We start from the raw sequence: 21034 nt of genomic DNA, 5'->3' as shown, positions 1-21034 counted from the left end.
TAAAAGTCCGCCACGCAACAGACCAATGGCCGAATAAGACATTTTTTAGGCCGAACCGTGGGACCACGGCGCTTTCACATCGCAACAGCAATACTTTTTTCACATAGTGCGGAAATTAATGTCGTTCTTTGCTGCACATGCGTCTACATTTTGCCTTTGCAAAACGTTATTTTGGGCGTCTGGCGCTGTAAATGACGGACTCATAACTAAAACGACTATAGAGAACGAGACAACCAACCGAACAAGAGGCCATCTGGCGAACCCTATGCCACAATTTCTTTTTGACATCGATCCAGGCTACCTCAGCCTACCTCAGCTGCAGCACCAGCTAAATATGCTGCAGGGAGCCATCAGGAAACCGGAAAAAATCCAGCAGGATCCCCATCTGAAGTCGTGGCGGGGACATGTTGACGCATTGATGACCATGTATAACCTGGTGGTCAGCGAGATTAACCTGCGGCAGAACAGCACCCTTCCCTATATTCACGCTTCAGGGGAATCCTTGATCTGGCCCGCCCGCCCCGGCATGCCCGTGGAAGAACAATGGCCACAAGCAGAGGCTGGCGCGCGTCTTCCCAGCCCTCGCAACGACCAGGCCCTGTGGGCGCAGCATAAATACTCGGTCATGGCGCGTAATCAAGGCATGTATCAATCCCTTGGCCGCGCCGTCGCCGCCCGTGAAATCGCCTTGGGCGATCTGGCGGAAGAACTGGTCGCCGCCCTGCGCGTGCCGCCTCCTCTGGGAGGTTTACGCAACGCGGTCTGGCATATGTGGGGCTATATTTCTCAGTTTTCCCAGCTCAAGCCCGACAATACGCCTCTTCCAACCGTATTCCGGGAGATTCAGCTGCTGGCGGGCAAACATCAGTCCGCCTATCTGCTAAACTCCACGGCTTTGGGCGAACTAGCCTATTGGTGTTGGTTATTCGAAGGTAAACATTAATGCTGCAGTTGCATCATCGCGTTCAGGGAAACACTCAGGAATCTGCTGGAGAAAAAGCGCCCCTCGTTTTGATCCACGGCCTGTTCGGCTCTATGGAAAATCTGGGCGGCATCGCCCGATTGCTTGCCGATAATTTTGTCATTCACTCCCTGGACATGCGCAATCACGGTCGCTCGCCTCATGCGCAGATGATGGACTACTCCCTCATGGCGGCGGACGTCATCCGCTACATGGACAATGCAGGCATCGCCAAAGCCCACCTGCTGGGACACTCCATGGGCGGCAAGACCGCCATGCAGATTGCGCTGGAATACCCTCAGCGCGTTGAAAAACTGATCGTGGCGGATATTGCGCCAGTCGCCTATCCACCCCATCACAAAGACATTCTCGCCGGGCTCACGGCTCTGGACCCTGCGTCGCTGACCTCCCGGCAGGAAGCCGACGAGCAGGTCAAACCCTACGTGCCGGAATTGCCCGTACGTCAGTTTTTGCTGAAGAATCTGCAGAAAGGCGTGGACGGACGCTTTTCCTGGCGCATGAACTTACCGGCGATTCAGCAGAACTACATGAATATTATGGCGGGCCAGGATGCACAGCAGCCTTTCACCGGGCCCGTCTTGTTTGTCAAGGGTGGAAACTCCGACTACATCCAGCCCAAGCATCGTGAGCATATAGCGCGTTTGTTTCCCGCAGCAGGCTTGCGGGTCATTCCGCATACGGGACACTGGCTGCACGCGGAGAAGCCGGAACTCTTCGCCCGCGTAGCCGAACGTTTCCTGATGAACGAGGATTCCGAATGAGCAAACGTATATTCATCATCTATACCGGCGGCACCATCGGCATGGTGCGCTCTCCACAAGGTTATGTGGCCGTCAGCGGCCTGCAGAAACTGATCGATGAAAAGATTCCTCCGCGCTTGTCCATGGACATGCCGGATTACGACCTCTTCGAATATCCAGACCCCATTGATAGCAGCAACATCAGACCGCCGGAATGGGCCCGTATCGCCAAAGACATCAGCGACCGCTATGACGATTACGACGGCTTCGTCGTTTTGCATGGCACTGACACTATGGCTTACACCGCCTCTGCGTTGTCTTTCCTGTTGCGAGACCTGACCAAACCCGTCATCGTCACTGGCTCTCAAATTCCCCTCAGCGAGCTGCGCAATGACGCTCAAACCAATCTGGTGACCGCGATTGAACTCGCCAGTTCCTACCGTATTCCTGAGGTTTGCCTGTACTTTAACGGCGTCTTGCTGCGAGGGAACCGTAGCAGCAAATTGCTCGCCACAGGCTTTGAAGCCTTCGCCAGTCCTAATTACCCCCATCTCGCCGACGTCGGCATCTATATTGAGCTGAATCAACACGCGCTACTGCCTGTTCCCGATAAGATCCGTTTTGAGCTGCCGGATTATAACTTCGCCCAAGTGCGCGTGTTGTCGTTGTATCCGGGGATTGAAGCGGAAGTCATCGAGGCGATGACGCAGACGCCCTGTCGCGCGCTGATCTTGCGCACTTATGGCGTCGGCAACGGACCCAGCCTCGATAAACCCTTCCTGAAAGCGCTGGAGCAAGCCCATAAACGCGGCGTGGTCCTAACGAGTCTGACCCAGTGCACTTCCGGCAGCGTCAATCTGGGCAGTTACGCCGCTGGCTCGGAGCTGGCGAAGACCGGCCTGTTGGGAGGCGGCGATATGACCGTGGAAGCGGCTTTCGCCAAACTGCATCATTTATGCGCCCTGGGCCTAAGCAGTGACGAAATTCGGACGGCAATCAGCAAGCCTCGCGCCGGAGAAATTACGGCGAAGAAATCCTAGCTAAATCAATCAGATAAAGAATAGCTTGCGTAAAGTCCGGTTTTGACACATGCTTGCACACTCAACAGCGGGTACGTAGATCCACGTATCAAACGTTGGACCTAAGGGCCCGAGCAAAATAAGAAGAAGTACATCAAGCCTCACCATTAACTCAACGCGAGGTTGACATGGCTCAAAACCAACCAAAAGCTAGCTTACCTGCGATTATCGATGTGGAGGCCTCTGGTTTCGGCCGGGGCAGCTACCCCATTGAAGTAGGTTTTATTCGCGCGGATGGATTTTCTTATTGCAGTCTGATCAAACCACAACCTACCTGGACGGATTGGGATGAAAGCGCCCAACAGGCCCACGGCGTCAGCCGACAGACCTTGGCCGCCCGGGGTAAAGATGTACGGGACGTGGCCCGGGATCTTAACGCCCAATTAGCCGGGCAAACCATCTATAGCGACGCCTGGGGACAGGATTTCGCCTGGTTGTCTCTGCTGTTCGCAGAAGCTGGCGTACCGATGGAGTTTAAAGTAGAGCCGCTCAGCATGCTGATGTCGGAAACGCAGAAATCAGTTTGGGGCGCGACCCGCGCCAGAGTCGAACAAATGCTGGGACTGCCTCGTCACCGCGCCAGCGGCGACGCCCGTATTCTGCAGATGACCTACCACTGGTCCAGTGGCTCAGAGCAATGCCGATCTCAACACGCTGCTTTAGGCGCGGCCTGAGATTAACGATCTCTATAAACCGGCGTAAACCCGGTAAGACGATATAAAATTATAAACGTAAGTGCAGCGGATAGCCTGAATGGCCTGAACGATCAGGTCATTCAGGATTTAACTGAAGCAACGAAAGACCTCACTCCTTGCGCAACTCCACCATCGACATGATTTTTTTTGCGTCGGTTAGCATGCGTTCCAGTCTTATGCTCGCATCGCCTAGTTCAAAGTTGATTTGAAATCGCACAGTTAGATAAAAGTTTTCATTTAAGGGGCAAGCCCAATAATAACTATGCTTAGTGCCTGTCGTCCCCTCCCCCACTAAGTAGTATGCAAGCCAGCTGACATTATTGATATCAACAACCTCATAGTTGTCAGGTAGCTGTACTAGATATTGCTGGGGAGCAACGCCGTTTGTGAAAGGGTCATTCTTAAATCTTTCTCGCGCCCTCCAGTTAATACCGCCATCGCCTTCTGTCTCGTAATAATCCCAGAAGTCTTGTCTCAAATAAGACTCTAAGTTTAAGAGGTCATTGGGAACTAAGCGCTTGGTAGGTGCTGTTTGATTGACGTCTATATTTAAGCTCAAGTCGCCAAGCTGTCCCATCGCACCTTGGAAGATGAGCCCTCTGTATGACCACCACTCAAAACCAATGGAAATGCAGCGTCGGTTAAACACTTGCCCGCACATACTTTCAAACATGTCCTGTCGAAGGTTAACCACATCAGGCTTTTTCTCCCTCCCTTTAGTGGGCATGTGGACATTGCCGGGCAGCTGGCAATGCAACAGATAATCGCCAGCTCTACAATTTAGTGGTTTTAATTGTCCAAAGTCTGGCCCCTTACCAGTTATAAAAGGCATCAGTATCTTTTTAATCATCATCCTAGACTCAACCTTTTTTGTTCTCGAATGACACGATTTGCTTCGTCCTCGTATCCATTCATTTGCAGGTGACGGATGCTACATTCCAAACTAAGAAAAGGTAACGTATGGGGACTCGTCTGCATTGGGTTTTTATCACTAACCACCAACTTCGCAAACTGGTAGCAGCGACGTACTGAAGACCAAGACCAATTATTTCCACCAGCTAGATTAGGCACAAAATCAAACGGACTGTCTCTGTCCATATCGACAACTTCAAGGTTAGCTGAGTCGAATGCTTTAGCGGCACGCGCTTTCTTGTTCCCTCCCGCATGAATAGCTACTTTTTGACCTTCCAGTGTAACCCCCATTCTATTTACCAACTCTACCGCACGACTGAAAATGATACCGCCTTGGCTATGACATACCCACTTAACGGAGCGTCCCTTTCTTTGGCAGTCCACCATAACTGCTGCGAGTTGTTTTGCGGCTTTCGAGCTTCCAATCTTGTCCTGAATACACTCGAAAACATCTTGAACAAAGCCCTGAGTCGGGTTATGGAAGAGTGTATATCGACTAATATGATCATCCCAGTATGCAGTATCCAGATGCACTCCCATTAACCATCGGGCCTTATCTAACGGGTTTTGCATACCATTTACCGCGGCATGATCCGTTTTAATTTCAATGACTCCTATGGGTTCCCCCCATGCTCCGGTTAAATCCTGAATATCTTGCGCTGAAGAGTACTCATCGTATCTGACGGATGATTTACGTGAGATTTCATATAAACATGTCTGTTCTTGGGACACAGGATTTTTATAGCCAATAGCTTCGTTATTCAACCCAATCGCATTTACCACAATCTTCTCTGAGTTCACGGAGTAGACCAGATTAAGAATCCCCGCCGCTGCAATGGCGTCGGTTTTTGAGCGCATGGCCATGGGCCGGGTTTTCAGGCCGCCGCTGGTGAGTCCATAGCCGCCTTCGGCGACGATTTTGGATAGGGCGCGATAGACTTCGTTTTTCTGATAGTCGTTCAAATTGAGTAGAAACTGATTGGCTTCACGGGTGATGTAGACCTGCTTGCCGTGGCGCTTTTTACGCAGGCTCCAGCCAGTCTGAGGGTATTCCAACGGGATAAGTTGATGAGAGGGAGGCAGAGTCCGTTCCTGCATGATACTGTCCTTGTAATAACCAGAAAGGCAATAATTCTAGTTAGTGAACAGTAAATAACCATCGCCTAAGCGCCCGAGGTCTTTGGGCTGATGGGGAATACCCTAGGGAAATTGTAAATTAAAGACTTATACGAATGTTCTACTAATCCTCTTTCAGGAACGCCTGCAATGTGGCTTGCAACGCTTCCTCGTCCTTCAATTCACACTCCCACAAAACCAGGCAACGCCACCCCAGATTATGCAGCGCTTCATAGCCGCGTCGGTCGCGCTCGATGTTGCGACCAATTTTCTTGACCCAATACTCCGCGTTGGTCTTTGGCATGCGGGCGCCGCGTTTGCAGGGGTGTCCATGCCAGAAACAGCCATGGATGAAGATCACTTTCTTGCGGGATCGAAAGACAATATCCGGCTTGCAGGGCAGATCGCCCGCATGCAGTCGGTAACGGTAACCCAGGGAGTGGAGCAGTTTGCGAACTTTCAGCTCGGGGGTCGTGTCTTTCGACTTTACCGCCGCCATGATTTCGCTTCGCTTCATATTTGCTCGCCGCCCCACTCCTTCTGATGAATCCAAGTCCGGCGTCAGGCCGGACTGGAGGCGAACAAGTCCGCCTGAATACTCTCCTTACGGCTCTCCCGCAACGTCAAAGTATGATAAATCGGCTCCAGACAATGACGGGCGATCCACTCAATAGCGGGTACGCACACTGCGTCGCCAAAGCCGAACAACGCCTGATTGACGCCCACGCTGATGGGAAAGTCGGACGCGCCTTGCAGGCGCGCATACTCGACCGGGGACATCCATCGCATCTTCAATTTTCCCTTGCCTGCGACAAACACCATTTGCCGACTGCTGCCCCCTCTTGGCGTACGTAAACAGCCTGCAATACCGTCCGTGCGGATTTCCGTCCGCGATTCGCCATTACGCACCCGGCGATACATGCCGCCAACGCTGAATTCATCCTGACGCTTCAACTCACTGAGCACATTCTGATGTCCGGCGCTCATCTCATTCCAGTGCTTCTTGACTTGCTCCGGCTCCCACCATTCGCCAGCGTCAACATCGATCACATCCCTCAGATTGGTCTTGACCGGCGGCAAGTCTTTAACGTCCTGGCAAAAAAGACCGGTGGGCAAATTCATGCCCAACAAAGCCGCCCTGACACTCTTGGGGCGTATCCCTTCCTGAGCGTCAATACGGCGACGCCATTCCGAATCGGCGACGCCGACAACATCGTCGGGTTTTAGACTGTGCCCGTCCGGCAGCGCTTCCTGCAAGCAGCCAAGAATGAATATCCGCGGACGGCTTTGCGGCACAAAATGCTTGGCGTCCACAGAGAAGGCGTCGATCCAATAGCCCAGATCCGCCAACTCCTGACAGGCCGCCTGAAAATCCCGGCCCTTGTTGGCGGTCAGAAACCCCATGACATTCTCGATCAGCACCATCTTGGGCTGACGGCCTTTTTCCTTCAGCCCCCTTAACGCCGCGGCAAAACCATAAAATGTGCCGGACTCGTCTCCGGACAAGCCACTGCGCTTGCCTGCTAATGACAGGTCTACGCAGGGAAAAGAGGCCGTCGCCAGTAACGGAGTCTGCTCGATCCGCCCCACGACCTCGTCGGTCTCCCAGACATCGCCAATGTGATAGTAGCCGGCGTCGCCAAAGCGATCACGATACATATGGTACTTCTTGGGGTCGATATCGTTGGCGTACTTACATCGCCAACCAGTCCCCACTAATCCGGCGTGCATCAAACCAATACCGGCGAAAAATTCTATAAACGTCTTATCGCTCATTATTCTGGACTGCTTTGAGGGAAAACCCGGAAAGATTAGGGGAAACACGCCTGATAGCCAAGGCCTATCGAACTGGACATGTCTATTTGTTGAATGACCATCTCGTTAATCAGCGTCTTAGCGGTTGCTATTTGCCATGGGCTGGCTTTCAATAATCGCTGAATTCCCGAACGCCACTGCGCGGCGACAAGCCGCAGAAAACAGAACCTGACATACGCGAGCCCCTTCATTGCAGACTATATAGAAAGGCTCTACTTGTCCGCCAGATGAATAGCAACGGAGTCATCGCCGCCGATGTCGAGCAAGATCACGCTAACGCCCCAAGCGCTGCCTGAACGGTTGCGGCAGGTTTCAGAAAGCGCCCTCGCCAGCGGCGCACTGGTATCCCTTCCTACGCGAGAGGAAATCTATCCAGATGAAGGCGTTCCTTTCGTTCTGCGGTTGCTGACAAACCTTGAACGTAAAAACGCCAACGCCACGCTGCAGGAGGACGGCTCAGCGCCCAAAACCGCCGACAATCCGTTTTTGCCCTATGACGAAGCGCTGTACGTAGGACACATTAACGATGGCTACGTCTGCCTCCTGAACAAGTTCAACGTATTGCCCAATCACTTTTTGATGGTGACGGCGCAGTTCGAAGAACAAAGCGAAGCGCTCAGCATTTCCGACATGCAAGCGCTGCATTGGGCGTTGCAGGCGGTAGATGGTCTGGTGTTCTTCAACGGCGGTAAACTGGCGGGGGCCAGCCAAAGGCACAAGCATCTACAAACGATTCCGTTGCCGCTTTCTTCCAGCCAAGAAAATATGCCTACGCCACTGGACGCTCGCCTGGCGTCGTCGCCCAGCGCTGAAGATTCGCTGCCATTCCGACACGGGTTCATGCGCTTCTCTGATTCGCTTCCAGAGCCGGCCGCATTGCACGAAACTTACCGCCAATGGCTGAGGGAGCTGGATCTGGCCGTCACGCCCGATACGCCACCCGCCCCCTACAATCTACTGGCCACTCGCCGCTGGATGATGTTGGTTCCTCGCCGTAACGAGCGCTTTCAGGGTATATCCATTAACGCTCTGGGATTTGTAGGCGCACTACTCTGCGGAAAGGAAGAACAGCTTATTACAATTAAAAAAGCGGGCCCGATGAACGTTTTGAGGGAGGCGGCCTTCCCCCTTCAATGACCGTACCGATAATGAAAGGAGCACATTGATGTTGGAATGGTTACTTGATCCACAAGCCTGGATTGCGCTCGCCACGTTGACTGCACTGGAAATTGTGCTGGGCGTCGACAATATTGTGTTTATTTCCATCCTGGTCGGTCGTCTGCCGCCACATCAGCGCGATAAGGCGCGAATATTAGGGTTGGGACTGGCGATGGCCACCCGCCTTTTGTTATTACTCTCCCTGACCTGGATCATGACGCTTACAGAGCCCTTGTTCACCCTGTTGAGTCAGGAAATATCGGGACGCGACCTGATTCTGATCGGCGGTGGTTTGTTCCTGCTCGCAAAGAGCACTCATGAAATTCACAACGACGTAGAAAGCAGCGGCGAAGAGGAAAGCCTCAAGCCCAAAGCCGCGAGCTTCGCCGGCATCCTCACACAAATCGCCATCATTGATATCGTGTTCAGTCTCGACTCGGTCATAACCGCTGTCGGAATGGTCGACCACATCCCAGTAATGGTGACAGCCATTGTCTTATCCGTATTGATTATGATGGTCGCCGCCAAACCTATTGGCGATTTCGTTGATGCGCACCCCACTCTCAAGATGCTGGCGCTGAGTTTCCTGATACTGGTTGGCGTGGCGCTACTGGGAGAAGGCTTGGATTTCCATATTCCAAGAGGTTACGTGTATTTCGCCATGGCGTTCTCTCTGGCGGTAGAAATGTTGAACCTGAAACGTCGCAAAAACTTGCGGCGTCGTCAGGCCTCCGCCGACAACGCCAATTGAACCGTTACCAGGTCAGGCCACCACCTGCCCCCGATACATGCGCACAGGGCGCTCATTTCCGTCCTCACGGGACTTACGCTCCACCAGAATTTCCTGGCCCCGGTACAGGCGCCGGCTCATTTCCCCTGGCGCCCGTTCAAGATCACGACGGCTGAGCGGCATATTGGCGATCTGCGCTAGTTTAAAGGCCAGATCTTTGGTTTCTCCGTTGGTTGATCTCTGCGCCCAGACAATCACATGTTCCAATGCTTCTGGATCATTCAGGTGCAAAAGACCGATGTCCTCGTCACGAAACCGGCGTCTGAGTAGTTGCAGTAAGTCGATCGCTTCCTTTGTATAGACCATGCTTCCTCCTGATAGCGTTGGTACTTCCTACATCTTTCGACAGCAATATCAAGCAAGCGACAAGCCAACCCTGGCCCGAGGAGGCGGAGGACACGCCTCACCCTGCCCAGCGGACCATAACAAGACAGACTGTCCCTTTATTGCCGGAATGCATTATAGGTATTAACACCTAACATATGCACCCCGATTGCGCATTTACTTAGACCACTCGTCAAAATTTGCGCTATTCTGCGGCATTCTTGCGGGCTCCCCGCAAAAGTCGTCACCGGCCCAGTCACAACTCTTTGTCGCAAGCGAAGGGTCGCTCCCACGCACTTGTTTCAGACCTGGCCGGTTACCCCACTCGCATTGATGCAGGTTGTTGATGGTATGGCTTTCATTGACTGGTCGCTGATATTTGTGATTCTGGCTGGCGCCGCCGCCATTCAAACCTGGGTCGGCTTCGGGTTTGGCCTGGTGTTTCTTGGCGGATGCACTCTGTTAGGTTTATCCGACTTGAAAACACTCACACTGGCCATCAGTTTGCTCAGCCTGACCAATACCACCACCGCCCTGAAGGGCATGACTCATCATGTACAATGGCGTTCGTTATTCTGGTGCTTGGCCGCTGCTGTCCCCGGTATCGCCGCCGGCGTCTGGTTGCTGGAATATGCGCAGGCCTATAGCGCCTATATTCAATTGACTCTTGGCGTAGCGCTGGCGGTCAGCAGTCTGATCATCGCCTTCAAGCCCCATGCGGCGCCTCAGCCCAGTCATGACGCGACCTTCGCCGCCACTGGAGCCCTCGCCGGCATGATGGGCGGACTCTTCGCCACTTTCGGTCCCCCGGCGGCCTTCCTGATGTATCGCCAGCCTCTGTCCCTGGACGCTATCCGCAGCACGTTGCAGGCGATGTTCTTTACCTCTTCCATACTTCGGGTCGCCTTGGCTCTGGCGCTACAAAGTATTTCACCAGAGTCCTGGTGGCTGTGGCTGGCGGGATTGCCAGTAGTATGGCTGAGCACGCTGGCGGCGAAACGTTATCGCCTGCCTCTGGCTGATGCGCAATTGCGCCGTATGGTGTTTATCGGGCTCTTGCTCATTGGCGTCAGCATTACCCTGTCCAGCCTGAAAATGATTGCGCTCTGAATCTGAACGCAAGATTAAACCGCGGTAGCAACGCTAGACAGTACAGCGGCTTAACGGTAGGCTGCCGATTGCACGTCTATATCTGTCGGCCCCGCCGCGCATTTTCCGGAAAATCATGTTCAAGCGACTTCAACCCCAAGCAGTCTGGCAATTGGTGCTTATTTCCCTGATGACAGTGGTCGCGCCTTTGGGGCTGTTGCTGTACCACACCACCGTCTCGTTACAGACATTGGCGCTGGATAGTCGCGCAGTGACCGAAGACTCCGTCGCCATGGCGCAGAACGGCCGCAACGCCAAAGCCTCTTTGATCGATATGGAGAGAGTCGCGCGTCAGTACATGGTCATTGGCGATAAAGCGCTGGTGGACCTGTTCAAATCGGCCTCGGAACAATTCCTGGCGCCGCTGACCGAAATAGCGCAGTTGCTGGGGACTCCCGAAGCGCAGGCCTTACTGAAGGAAGTCAAAGATCAACAACTGGACCTGCAAACCAAACTGGAGAAAGAGAAGCCCAACAGTCCGGCCTTGACCAAGGAAATGGCGGAATTCTCCTCTCTGCAACGCTCCGCCGACCGCTTGATTCTGCAGGCCCGCACCTTTTCTGAAGATAAACTGCATGAGCTGGGCCGAGCCGCTGCGCAGGCGAGAGAAAACGTGATTCAATCTACACTGGTGCTGGCGCCAGTGACGCTGGCCCTGATTGTCTTATTCACCTATCTCATCGTACGCCCCGTCAGACAACTCAAAGCGGCGATTCGCACACTCAGCATCGGGCGCCACAAGCCTATCGAATTGTTTGGACCGCAAGAGCTGGTGCAACTGGCGGAAGAATTGAATTCATTGCAGGAGCGCCTGTCGCAAGTCGAGAATCAGAAGCAGCAGTTCCTGCGCCACGTATCCCATGAACTGAAAACGCCACTGGCGAGCATTCGTGAGGGCGTGGCCTTGTTACAGGAAGAGGTGGTGGGGCAGATCTCCCACGGCCAGCGTGAAGTGCTCCATCTCGTGAATGAGAATGGCCGCGCGCTGCAACAGTTAATTGAAAATCTTTTAAGTTTCAATCGCTTGAATTTTTCCGGCCAAGCGCAAAAAATGACCTTTGATATGTCTGCGCTGGTCGAAGAACTGCTGCACCTGCATTGGCTGTCGCTGACGCACAAACGCCAGATTATCTGCGTCGGCGGGCCACAACTCACGCTTACTGCAGAGCGTCCACGGCTGCATTCGGCTTTGGACAACCTGATTTCCAACGCCATCGCCTACGGCGCCAGCGAGGGCCGCATCTGGCTGGAGTGGAATATAGAAGGCGATCACTTTATATTGCGCGTCACCAACACGGGCGCGCCGATTCCAGAAGCAGAACGCAGCCGCATCTTCGAACCTTTTTATCAGGGTTCGGTCAAACGCAGCGGCGCAGTGAAAGGATCGGGCATCGGTTTGTCTGTGGCGCGTGACTGCATACAGACTCAGGGAGGCGAACTCAAGCTGCTGACCACGACTGGACAGTTGGTCAGTTTCGCCATTTATCTGCCGCGGACAGTCGTCAGCGCAATATAGGAACATTCACTACTTATGAAACGCTACTTCTACCTCTTACCATTGAGCTTATCGCTGTCGGCCTGTGTCCAGTGGCCGATGGACTGGGAGCGAGGGGACAACGATGAGAGTCGCCCCGCCAGCCAACCCGGAATCCAGCAGTTAGAGATTGTCGATACGCCGGTTCGAGAGACGGATGCGTTAGTGGCGGTATCGCAGGAAGCAAATCCCGAGTATAACTGGCTGGACTACTACCTCACCGGAGAGCGTTTAAGCCAGGAAGAGCGTTCAGCCAGACTGCTGGCCCTGGAAAGCCTGCTGGCGATTCCTCAAGACAGCATTCCCCTCTGGAAAGTACACCTGCAACGGGCCACATTACTCGCCGCCCTGCCAAGCGGTCCTGACAATTGGCGTAAAGCCATGCTGCTTATCAACACCATGCCGGAGTCCGAGGACGATGTTCCCGGCGACTACGTGCGCTGGCTGAAGTCGGAGTTGAAGTTCCGCCTCGACGGCATTACTTCCACCAGCCAGTTAAGAAGGGAAAATGCACGTCTCGAACGTCAGGTCGATCAATTGCGCAAGAAGATTGAGGCGTTGACCAACATCGAGCAGAATCTCACGGAAAAGAAAGAGACGCAGGACCAGTATTAACTCAGACAAGAATCAGTCGAGCCTATGAAAAATCCCGCCAAACCCAGAATCCTGTTAGTTGACGACGATAGCAGCCTGCTGCGTTTGCTGTCGATCAGACTGGAGTCTGCGGGCTATGACGTGTGTGCGGTCGAGTCCGCAGCGGAAGCGCTGAAGCAACTGCAGCAACATAAATTCAATCTACTGATCACTGATCTGCGCATGGACGAGATCGATGGCATCGGCCTGTTCGAACGTGTGCAAACGATCAACGCCAGTCTGCCGGTGATCATCATCACCGCCCACGGCACCATCCCCGAGGCGGTGTCCGCCACACAAAAAGGGGTGTTCGGCTTCCTGCCCAAGCCGATTGAAAAGGAGCAACTGCTCAACACTATTGAAGCGGCGTTGTCCCAGACTCAACACCACATGTCCGAATCCTGGTGTGAGGAAATCATCAGCACCAGCAGTCGCATGCAGCAGTTGCTGGAGCAGGCCAAAATGGCGGCGCAAACCAACGTCAACATTCTCATTACCGGCCCCAGCGGCACCGGTAAAGAGCTGTTAGCCAGGGCGATTCATAAAGCCAGTCCACGCGCCAACAAACCCTTCGTCACCATCAACTGCGGCGCCTTGCCGGAACAGTTGCTGGAATCAGAATTATTCGGCCACACCAAAGGCGCTTTCACTGGCGCAGTCAAAGATTATCCGGGACTGTTCCGATCCGCATCTGGAGGCACGCTGTTTCTCGACGAAATCGGCGACATGCCGCTATCTCTGCAGGTGAAACTGCTGCGCGCCATTCAGGAAAAACAGATTCGCGCTTTGGGATCCGTAGAAAACGAAGCGGTGGACGTGCGTATTTTATCGGCGACGCACCGTGACCTGGAAAAGGCCATGGAGGATAATGAGTTCCGCGAGGATTTGTATTACCGTCTGAATGTGGTCAATTTCGCATTGCCTCCGCTGGAAGAACGCACCGAGGACATTCCCGCCCTGGTGAAACACATCCTCTCCACACGCAAAGATCAGCGTAACGGTTTCGTGAAAGGCATTGCGCCGGAAGCCATGGCGCTGTTATGCGAAGCCAAATGGCCCGGCAATATCCGTCAATTAGTGAATGTAGTGGAGCAGACCCTTGCGCTCACCACCAATCCCATCATCAGCGCAGCGCTGGTTAAACAGGCGCTGGCTAATCGTGCGCCGGAACTGCCTTCTTTCAACGAAGCGCGGGCGACCTTTGAGCGTGGTTATCTCACCAAAGTGCTGTCAATTACGGAAGGAAGCGTTAGTCAGGCGGCCAGGCTGGCCCAAAGGAACAGAACGGATTTCTACAAGTTATTGGCTAAGTATGAAATAGACCCGGCCGCCTTCAAGAACAGCTAATTCCGCCGAACTGGAACGCTGCGAAGGGGCCGGCAACTCATCTAGAGTTCAAAACGACATCAACAGGGCTAGGAAGACAGTTCTTTAGGTAGTAAAGAACGTGTCACCGGCGCATAAAGCGCCGGTTGGGTCAATTACTGACCAGCTGCAGTAGCTTCGCCAGTGTACAGGACGAATTCGTCCTTGCTTACAGCGCCGTCTTGGTCAGCGTCTGCTTTAGCGAAGCTTTGCGCCAGACCAGCGTCTGCTGCAGCTTCTTCTTGGGAGATTGAACCATTTTTGTCAGCATCTAATGCGACAAACTCGGCTTCAGATTCCATCATGTCTGTAGTCTGGGTATCTTCAGCCAAAACAGGGCCAGCCAGAACAGATGCTAATGCAAAGGCAACAATCTTCTTCATGGTAAACTTTCCTCTTTCACTTTATGTGGTATATAACGCTCTCTCTCCGGAGTGCGCTTTTCATTGGCGGTGAATTGAAGCCTTCGGCCTGTTTGCCGCGATAGTTCGCATCCAGCGATCCGGCGTCGGCCACTTCAGCTTCCCCTCGAAGAGATTAGTAACAATATCGGCGCCAATTCAGAAAAGTCTCTTATTTTCAAATAGATACGAATATTGGAGCGCCTAAAGTCGGATTTTGAGTGCGTAGCAGAAGGGATTTCTGTCTCTGATCAGCGACAGGATGATTTGCAAGTAAAAATAAATACTTAAATATCAAATGGTTACATGTCGGCTATCAGCGACAAAGCCCGCTTGCAGAAGTGGTCTAATCAGCGGGGGAAAGCCTTAATAGCTCCGCGTTGCTCCCGTCAGTCAGGACATATACGGCGCCATCAGGCCCAACCCTGACGTCCCGGATACGCGACTTACGCTCCTGCAGAAAGCGTTCTTCCTTTTGCGCCCGCACCTCGTTCATTTCCACCCGGGCCAGCAATTGAAACTTGAGCGCGCCAACCAGTAAGTCCCCACGCCAATGAGGAAACATATCCCCCCGGTATATCGCCATGCCTGACGGCGCAATGGACGGATCCCAATACCAGACAGGCTTTTCCACGCCGGGCGCTTCCGTCTGCTCAGAAATGGTTCCGCCCCAGTATTCCTTACCGTAGGTGACCAATGGCCAACCGTAATTTTTTCCGGCTTGCACCAGATTGACTTCATCTCCACCTTTGGGACCATGCTCGTGCAACCATAAACGTTGACTGCCTGAGTCGTATGTCAAACCTTGGGGATTACGATGACCGTAGGAGAAAATTTCCGGCAATGCGTCAGCGCGGTTCAAAAAAGGATTCCCGGGAGCCGCAGCCCCGTCCGCCGTCAATCGCAGGACTTTGCCGGCATGGGACTGCAGGTTCTGCGCATTACGACGATCTCCCCGATCGCCTATGGTCATGTATAAGAAGCCTTGTTCATCAAACGCCAGCCGCGAGCCAAAATGCCTGCCTTCACCGCTCACAGCGCGTGCGCTGAGCAGTATTTTCGTTCCAGTCAGCTCATCACCTTGCAACTGCCCTCGCGCCAAAGCGGTGGTATACCCCCCCGGCTTTTTCTGCGTGAACGTCAGGTAGACCCAACGGTTCGCGTCGAACTCAGGGTGCAGCATCACATCCAGCAGCCCGCCCTGTCCGTGAACAACGGATTCCGGCGTCCCCTTCACCACCGTGAAACTTTGCTTTTTAAGGTTTATGCGTAACAGATCGCCGGTTTTCTGGGTGACAAGCAAGCCGCCATCGGGAAGAAACGCCATACTCCATGGCTGATCCAAATACTGCAACACCGTCTCGACCTTGAACTTATCCGCGCCTTCAGCGCTTTGTGTCGTCAATAAAACGATTAACATCAGGCCGCGAAGGGCTCTGGAAACAATTCCTTTCATTCCATCCTCAATGTCTGAACCGGCTCAATAAGAAAAAGGCGGGAAACCCTGCTTCCCGCCTGTATATGCTGACGGCGCTACATTCGCCGCCACGCAAATGAAGGGCGTCAAACGATATGGACTTTGCCGTCTTCCGATGTAAACGGATTGATGATCGTTGAATCCTCCCCTTGCTCCACAGCGTCAGGATGCTGCTGAGCCAACAGCGTTTTTACCACAGTCTCGTCTTCTCTCGGCACGTCAATCATCAACAGGTGCATGCCGTTTTCAATGGCGTCATGGAAACGACGGATTTTGTAATTCTCCATGTTGACGCCCGCCATACCGCCAATCCAGGTGCCGGCCAGCACGCAGAATACCAACAGCGCGATCCATACCGCGGGTGGAGCCAAATCACCCAATTCGCTGAAGATCATTGCGGTAATTACAAAACTTCCGCCCAACAGACCGCCGCATAGCAAGCCTCTCTCCATAGAGTGAATCAGATCAAGCTTATGCAGCACATTCGCGGAATGCAGACGTCTACGACTCAGACCCGCCTCGTCCTTGCTGAGGATATGAAAATGCCAGTCAGTAACGCCATGTTCATGCAGACTTTCAGACACTCTTTCTGCGCTTTGCAACGTGGGCGTCAGGTAATAAAGCCTTTTCATCGAAGACCTCCTTCGCTGAAAAAAATTTATACTCAGTATTAGTGTACGCCGTTTAACCAGCCTAGGATTAGATTAACTGGGAATATACTTGCGGCGCTTGCAACCAATTGGAATAAAAGCAGGCGTCCAACCACCATAAGAGGCATAGCTATGGCAAAAATCACCCGTGTCGCCGGAGCCGCCATTCACCCCTGGCTGGACGAACTCGCCAAACTGCGCATCAAGATATTTCGTGAATTTCCCTATCTTTACGATGGTGATATGGAATACGAGAGAAGCTATCTGGCCAACTATGCCGACTCCGCCAACAGCTTATTTGTGCTGGCGCTGGAAGGAAAAAAAGTGATTGGCGTATCCACCGGATTGCCGTTAAGCGATGCGGATGAAGAGTTCCAACAGCCTTTCCGTGATCGCCATATTTCCGCCGGAAACGTGTTTTACTTCGGAGAGTCCGTGTTGGAGCCGGAGTTTCGTGGACAGGGTTTGGGGCACTGCTTTTTCGATGAGCGGGAGTCTTTCGCCAAAGAACTGGGCTACAGCATCACTGCGTTTTGCGTCGTCGAACGCCCGATTGACCACCCCCTGCGCCCACCGGGCTATCGGCCGATGGATCTGTTCTGGGTGAAACGGGGTTACATCAAGTATCCCAATATGGTCACCCAGTATTCCTGGAAAGATATTGGAGACAGCGCAGCCAGCTCGAAACCGATGATTTTCTGGCTGCGCCCGGGAGCCTGACGCGACTCAAGAAGCCTGTTGCGCCATCTTCGGCTGAGGTTTGGCCTTGGCGAACTGCGCCAGTGTCACGCTGAGCAGCACCATGGCGATTCCCGCATACTGTGCAGGCGTAAACCACTCTTCCAACACCAGACGCCCGCTGATCACCGCACTGACAGGACTCAGCAGCGCCAGGAAACTCAAGGCGCTTACAGGCAGACGGCGCATGGCGATAAACCAGGCGAGATAGCCCAGAGCGGTATTCACCAGATCCACCCACAGCAATCCCAGCATCGCTTCACGATTCAGCGCAGGCATGGGTCCCTCCAGCAAAAAGGCCAAAGGCAACAACAGCATACCGCCGAGAAACAACTGTAATCCGGTAAACGCCAGAATACCTTTGGGCGGAGACCATTTTTTGGCCAGGAACGTTCCCACAGTCAGGCTGACGACAGCGCCAAAAGAAGCGGCGACGCCAATGGGATCAATTTGAGAAGAAGGCTGAAATATCACCACTCCCACACCAATCAAGCCGCCGAAAGCGCACAACAATTGAATGGGATTCGGCGCCTGTCGTTGCCACCACCATAGAAACAGAAGCGTGGTCAGCGGCGTCAGCGCCATCAAAGTGCCCGCCACACCGCTGGGCAACCGAAGCGCCGCGGTAAACAGGAAAAAGAAAAATACGCTGATGTTCAACGCGCCTAGCATGGCGCTACGACGCATGTCCATATGGCGCAGGGATTTCAGATCCAGACACATCAACAACAATCCGGCGGGCAATGCTCTCAACACAGATACCCACAAGGGGCCGAGATCATTCAACCAAGCCTGAGTGACGACATAAGTGGTGCCCCATACGGCCGGGGCGAGTACGCCAAGCAACCAATACACAACATTTCCTTCAAGTTTTCTGTTTACGCTCGTTTTTAACGTGATATCTTTATGTGGAGATATTCCTCTTTAACTAGCTTAACGTCAAGTATCTTTATATGAAGAAAAATAATCAGAACGATCAAAAAGACCATGTTGACGCTATCCTGCGGCAGTGGAAAACCGAAAAACCCGACCTGCAGGCCCAGCCTATGGGCATATTCGGGCGCTTGCACCGGATACACGCATTCACCCACCAAACGATCAAGGAAACACTGGCTGGCTACGGGCTCTCGATTGACGAGTTCGATGTGCTCGCCACATTACGTCGCTCCGGCGCGCCCTATCGCCTCACACCCACACAGCTCTATACAGCGGCGATGCTTTCCTCCGGCGCCATGACCAACCGTCTGGACAAACTGGAACGCAAACAACTGATACAGCGCCAGCCCGATGAAAATGATCGTCGCAGCGTCATCGTCGCGCTTACTGACGCGGGAATGGAGCTGATTGACAAGGCAGTGGAAAGTCACGTGGAAACAGAATGGGAGCTTCTCAAGCAGCTGGAAGGGGACGATCAAGAGCAGCTTGCCGGTCTGCTGCGCAAATGGTTAGTCACCATCGAAAACAAACAATAGTCCTGTTCTGCCAGGCGCAGCTCACCCGGGCTGCGCCGGTATCTACTCTCAACGCCCCCAAAATAAAACAAATTTTCTTTTTTTGTTGACCAAATAGAATGTTTATTCTAGTTTTATGATCAAATAATAATCTGATCAGCAAGATACTACCCACTTCCTTACCCAATAAAATAAAAAGTCCATTGGGAGCGCTGTTATGCACAAGCTCGCTTACGCCCTGTCCATGGCGATGTTAACCATCGCCGCCGCCCTATCGCCCCCACACGCCGTCGCCACGGATGTGTACGTTCACCCTAAAATCGACCTACGGTTTCACGATGTGCTGGAACTGCTGACGTCTGCGCTGGAAGCCACCACAGAGGAATATGGCCCTTATGAATTGCGCGCCACCAAGGCGGATCTGATCGAATCCAGAACGCTTTCGGAGGCGGAGAAAAACCGCCTGGTCAATATCGCCTGGAGCTCCACCAGTATCGAAAAGGAAGCTCGTCTACGTCCCATACGTATTCCGTTACGCAAAGGCATTCTCGGTTATCGCATCAGTCTGGTGACGGACAAAGGGCAGAAGAAACTGCGGGACGTAGAGACACTGGACTCGCTACGGGCGCTGAAAGTCGGACAAGGCGAGGACTGGGGAGATGTCGCCGTTTACAAACACAACCAGGTAAAGGTGCTTGGGGTGTTCCAATACAATGATTTATTTACCAAATTGGCGCGCAACCGATATGACTTGTTTCCCAGAGGCATCAATGAAGCTTTTGACGAACTGGCCGCCCATCAAAAAGATTACCCCAATCTGAAAATAGAAGAAGACATCCTGCTGTACTATCCCTGGCCCTATTATTTCTTTATGTCCAAGGACAACGAGCGCCTGGCGCAACGCGTGGAGGACGGCCTCAATAAGTTAATCGCCAACGGCAGCTTCGACAAAATTTTCCAGCGTCGCTTCGGCGACGATATCCACCGCGCTCATATAAAGCAACGCCGCATCATCTATCTCGACAATCCCATGCTGCCGGCGGACACGCCGCTGCAAAGGAAAGAGCTTTGGTTCAGACCGGAAGACGCCTGACCGGGGCCTCAGGGATGTTCCCGCTATTTCTCGCGACTCAGAAAGCGCCGTTTGTAGTCCCCTGGCGACATGCCGAACACCTGCTTAAACACGGCGCAGAAGGTGCTGACGCTTTGATAGCCCACGGCAAACGCAGCACTACTGACTGACTCATTCGCCGCCAGTAATTCCAAGGCGCGCAGGAGTTTGGCGTGTTGCGTCCATTGGCTGAGGGACATGCCGGTTTCCTGCATGAATTTGCGGGTCAACGTACGTCGGCTGAAACCATATTCCAACGCCAATGCGTCCAGACCTGGATTGCTTTCGGGAGCCCGCCACAATGAATTCGCCATGCGCAATAGCCGGGCGTCATGAGGCATCGGCAATCGTTGCCGCAAAGGCGTTGCCTCTCTTGCCTCATATAGAAGCACTTGTAGCAGGTGCTCATGCCGTTCCAGCCAGTCTGATTCGGGACACAACTCAATCAGTCTGAGCAGCGTCGCCTCCAACAATCGATGAGGCTGCAGGGTCACAGGCTCTTGCGGTAAAGCGGGCGCCAGATCCTCCCGAAGCTGCAGCAGCGCCCCTCTGGCCTTTAATAGAGGCCGAACGCCATGCTGAAAACCTGGGGGAACCCAGGTTAATTGTCGAGGAGCGGTCAGCCAGTGAAACCGATCGCTACGACAGAAAATCGCGCCCTGCTCCAACCAATACAACCGCCCCTCAGAGTGGACAGGCAGATCACGGGACTGATCCGCCTCGATGGCCAGACGCGACACTTTCAACGGCGAAGATACATTCATAATAATTGAGCCGCGAGCTGCTCTGATTCAAACATAAAAAAACACCTACTTCTTTAACAAGCCAGTGACCTGCTACAACGACTCAATCCAGCAGCGCGTCGACAGGCGGCCGGCTCTTTCCACATGGGCTCAGAGACGGCCTTGAACGAT

General features: G+C 53.3%; 23 protein-coding genes. 13 read left to right on the top strand and 10 right to left on the bottom strand.

Annotation, left to right across the window (positions count from 1 at the left end; all coding sequences use genetic code 11):
- Positions 1-265 precede the first annotated feature (265 nt).
- From O5O45_RS27425 to O5O45_RS27410, 4 genes are all read left to right on the top strand, one after another.
- Complete coding sequence (locus O5O45_RS27425) at positions 266-943, top strand: DUF1722 domain-containing protein (protein WP_164887409.1); 678 nt, start codon at positions 266-268, stop codon at positions 941-943.
- Positions 943-1743 (top strand): alpha/beta fold hydrolase, encoded by an 801-nt coding sequence (locus tag O5O45_RS27420; protein ID WP_305902484.1) that lies wholly within the window; start codon positions 943-945, stop codon positions 1741-1743. The genes O5O45_RS27425 and O5O45_RS27420 overlap by 1 nt, the downstream gene beginning before the upstream one ends.
- Positions 1740-2762 (top strand): asparaginase, encoded by a 1023-nt coding sequence (gene ansA, locus O5O45_RS27415; RefSeq protein ID WP_305902483.1) that lies wholly within the window; start codon positions 1740-1742, stop codon positions 2760-2762. The genes O5O45_RS27420 and ansA overlap by 4 nt, the downstream gene beginning before the upstream one ends.
- A gap of 167 nt (positions 2763-2929) precedes the next feature.
- The gene (locus O5O45_RS27410) at positions 2930-3475 is read left to right on the top strand and encodes a 3'-5' exonuclease (protein ID WP_305902482.1); all 546 of its coding nucleotides are present in this window, start codon (positions 2930-2932) and stop codon (positions 3473-3475) included.
- Between the two features lie 130 nt (positions 3476-3605).
- Here O5O45_RS27410 and O5O45_RS27405 read toward each other — a convergent pair whose 3' ends face one another.
- From O5O45_RS27405 to O5O45_RS27390, 4 genes are all read right to left on the bottom strand, one after another.
- Positions 3606-4349, bottom strand: a complete 744-nt coding sequence (locus O5O45_RS27405; RefSeq protein WP_305902481.1) for a hypothetical protein — start codon at positions 4347-4349, stop codon at positions 3606-3608.
- Positions 4346-5506, bottom strand: coding sequence for a hypothetical protein (locus O5O45_RS27400; protein WP_305902480.1), 1161 nt, complete (start codon positions 5504-5506; stop codon positions 4346-4348). Before O5O45_RS27400 ends, O5O45_RS27405 begins: the two co-directional genes overlap by 4 nt.
- A gap of 142 nt (positions 5507-5648) precedes the next feature.
- Positions 5649-6041 carry a very short patch repair endonuclease gene (locus tag O5O45_RS27395; RefSeq protein WP_127974064.1) on the bottom strand — a complete coding sequence of 131 codons (393 nt, stop codon included), beginning with the start codon at positions 6039-6041 and terminating at the stop codon, positions 5649-5651.
- Positions 6042-6085: 44 nt separating this feature from the next.
- Positions 6086-7300, bottom strand: a complete 1215-nt coding sequence (locus O5O45_RS27390; protein ID WP_305902479.1) for a DNA cytosine methyltransferase — start codon at positions 7298-7300, stop codon at positions 6086-6088.
- A gap of 294 nt (positions 7301-7594) precedes the next feature.
- Between O5O45_RS27390 and O5O45_RS27385 the strand changes: the two genes are divergently transcribed.
- Positions 7595-8476, top strand: a complete 882-nt coding sequence (locus O5O45_RS27385; RefSeq protein ID WP_305902478.1) for an ATP adenylyltransferase family protein — start codon at positions 7595-7597, stop codon at positions 8474-8476.
- 28 nt (positions 8477-8504) lie between these two features.
- Positions 8505-9248, top strand: a complete 744-nt coding sequence (locus O5O45_RS27380; RefSeq protein ID WP_371747896.1) for a TerC family protein — start codon at positions 8505-8507, stop codon at positions 9246-9248.
- Between the two features lie 12 nt (positions 9249-9260).
- Here O5O45_RS27380 and O5O45_RS27375 read toward each other — a convergent pair whose 3' ends face one another.
- On the bottom strand, positions 9261-9593 hold the full coding sequence (locus tag O5O45_RS27375; protein ID WP_305902477.1) for a hypothetical protein: 333 nt from the start codon (positions 9591-9593) through the stop codon (positions 9261-9263).
- Between the two features lie 369 nt (positions 9594-9962).
- Here O5O45_RS27375 and O5O45_RS27370 point away from each other — a divergent pair, with 369 nt between their 5' ends.
- The 4 genes from O5O45_RS27370 (at position 9963) to O5O45_RS27355 (ending at position 14274) form a co-directional block, all read left to right on the top strand.
- Positions 9963-10721, top strand: coding sequence for a sulfite exporter TauE/SafE family protein (locus O5O45_RS27370; RefSeq protein ID WP_305902476.1), 759 nt, complete (start codon positions 9963-9965; stop codon positions 10719-10721).
- 115 nt (positions 10722-10836) lie between these two features.
- Positions 10837-12276, top strand: a complete 1440-nt coding sequence (locus O5O45_RS27365) for a HAMP domain-containing sensor histidine kinase (RefSeq protein WP_305902475.1) — start codon at positions 10837-10839, stop codon at positions 12274-12276.
- 15 nt (positions 12277-12291) lie between these two features.
- A complete protein-coding gene (locus O5O45_RS27360; protein ID WP_305902474.1) occupies positions 12292-12909 on the top strand; it encodes a hypothetical protein in 618 nt (205 codons plus the stop codon).
- A gap of 24 nt (positions 12910-12933) precedes the next feature.
- Positions 12934-14274, top strand: coding sequence for a sigma 54-interacting transcriptional regulator (locus tag O5O45_RS27355; RefSeq protein WP_305902473.1), 1341 nt, complete (start codon positions 12934-12936; stop codon positions 14272-14274).
- 134 nt (positions 14275-14408) lie between these two features.
- Here O5O45_RS27355 and O5O45_RS27350 read toward each other — a convergent pair whose 3' ends face one another.
- The 3 genes from O5O45_RS27350 to O5O45_RS27340 all read right to left on the bottom strand — a co-directional run bounded on the left by O5O45_RS27350 (position 14409) and on the right by O5O45_RS27340 (position 16802).
- Entirely contained in the window at positions 14409-14675 is a 267-nt protein-coding gene (locus O5O45_RS27350; RefSeq protein WP_011400347.1) for an EF-hand domain-containing protein, read from the bottom strand.
- A 364-nt stretch (positions 14676-15039) separates the two neighbouring features.
- Positions 15040-16149, bottom strand: a complete 1110-nt coding sequence (locus tag O5O45_RS27345) for a PQQ-dependent sugar dehydrogenase (protein ID WP_305902472.1) — start codon at positions 16147-16149, stop codon at positions 15040-15042.
- Between the two features lie 107 nt (positions 16150-16256).
- On the bottom strand, positions 16257-16802 hold the full coding sequence (locus O5O45_RS27340) for a hypothetical protein (protein ID WP_305902471.1): 546 nt from the start codon (positions 16800-16802) through the stop codon (positions 16257-16259).
- Positions 16803-16952: 150 nt separating this feature from the next.
- Between O5O45_RS27340 and O5O45_RS27335 the strand changes: the two genes are divergently transcribed.
- Entirely contained in the window at positions 16953-17540 is a 588-nt protein-coding gene (locus O5O45_RS27335; RefSeq protein ID WP_305902470.1) for a GNAT family N-acetyltransferase, read from the top strand.
- 6 nt (positions 17541-17546) lie between these two features.
- Here the strand turns inward: O5O45_RS27335 and O5O45_RS27330 are convergent, their stop codons facing one another.
- Positions 17547-18413 (bottom strand): DMT family transporter, encoded by an 867-nt coding sequence (locus tag O5O45_RS27330; protein WP_305902469.1) that lies wholly within the window; start codon positions 18411-18413, stop codon positions 17547-17549.
- A gap of 98 nt (positions 18414-18511) precedes the next feature.
- On the opposite strand from O5O45_RS27330, the gene O5O45_RS27325 reads away from it, so the two are divergent.
- Together O5O45_RS27325 and O5O45_RS27320 are read left to right on the top strand one after the other, a co-directional pair.
- A complete protein-coding gene (locus O5O45_RS27325; RefSeq protein ID WP_305902468.1) occupies positions 18512-19030 on the top strand; it encodes a MarR family winged helix-turn-helix transcriptional regulator in 519 nt (172 codons plus the stop codon).
- Positions 19031-19226: 196 nt separating this feature from the next.
- On the top strand, positions 19227-20102 hold the full coding sequence (locus O5O45_RS27320; RefSeq protein ID WP_305902467.1) for a substrate-binding periplasmic protein: 876 nt from the start codon (positions 19227-19229) through the stop codon (positions 20100-20102).
- 23 nt (positions 20103-20125) lie between these two features.
- Here O5O45_RS27320 and O5O45_RS27315 read toward each other — a convergent pair whose 3' ends face one another.
- The gene (locus O5O45_RS27315) at positions 20126-20884 is read right to left on the bottom strand and encodes a helix-turn-helix transcriptional regulator (protein ID WP_305902466.1); all 759 of its coding nucleotides are present in this window, start codon (positions 20882-20884) and stop codon (positions 20126-20128) included.
- Positions 20885-21034 lie beyond the last annotated feature (150 nt).

This window comes from Hahella sp. HNIBRBA332, assembly GCF_030719035.1.
Taxonomy (GTDB): Bacteria; Pseudomonadota; Gammaproteobacteria; order Pseudomonadales; family Oleiphilaceae; genus Hahella.
The sequence above is the reverse complement of the archived record's forward strand: the minus strand, read 5'-3'. Positions and strand labels throughout refer to the sequence as shown.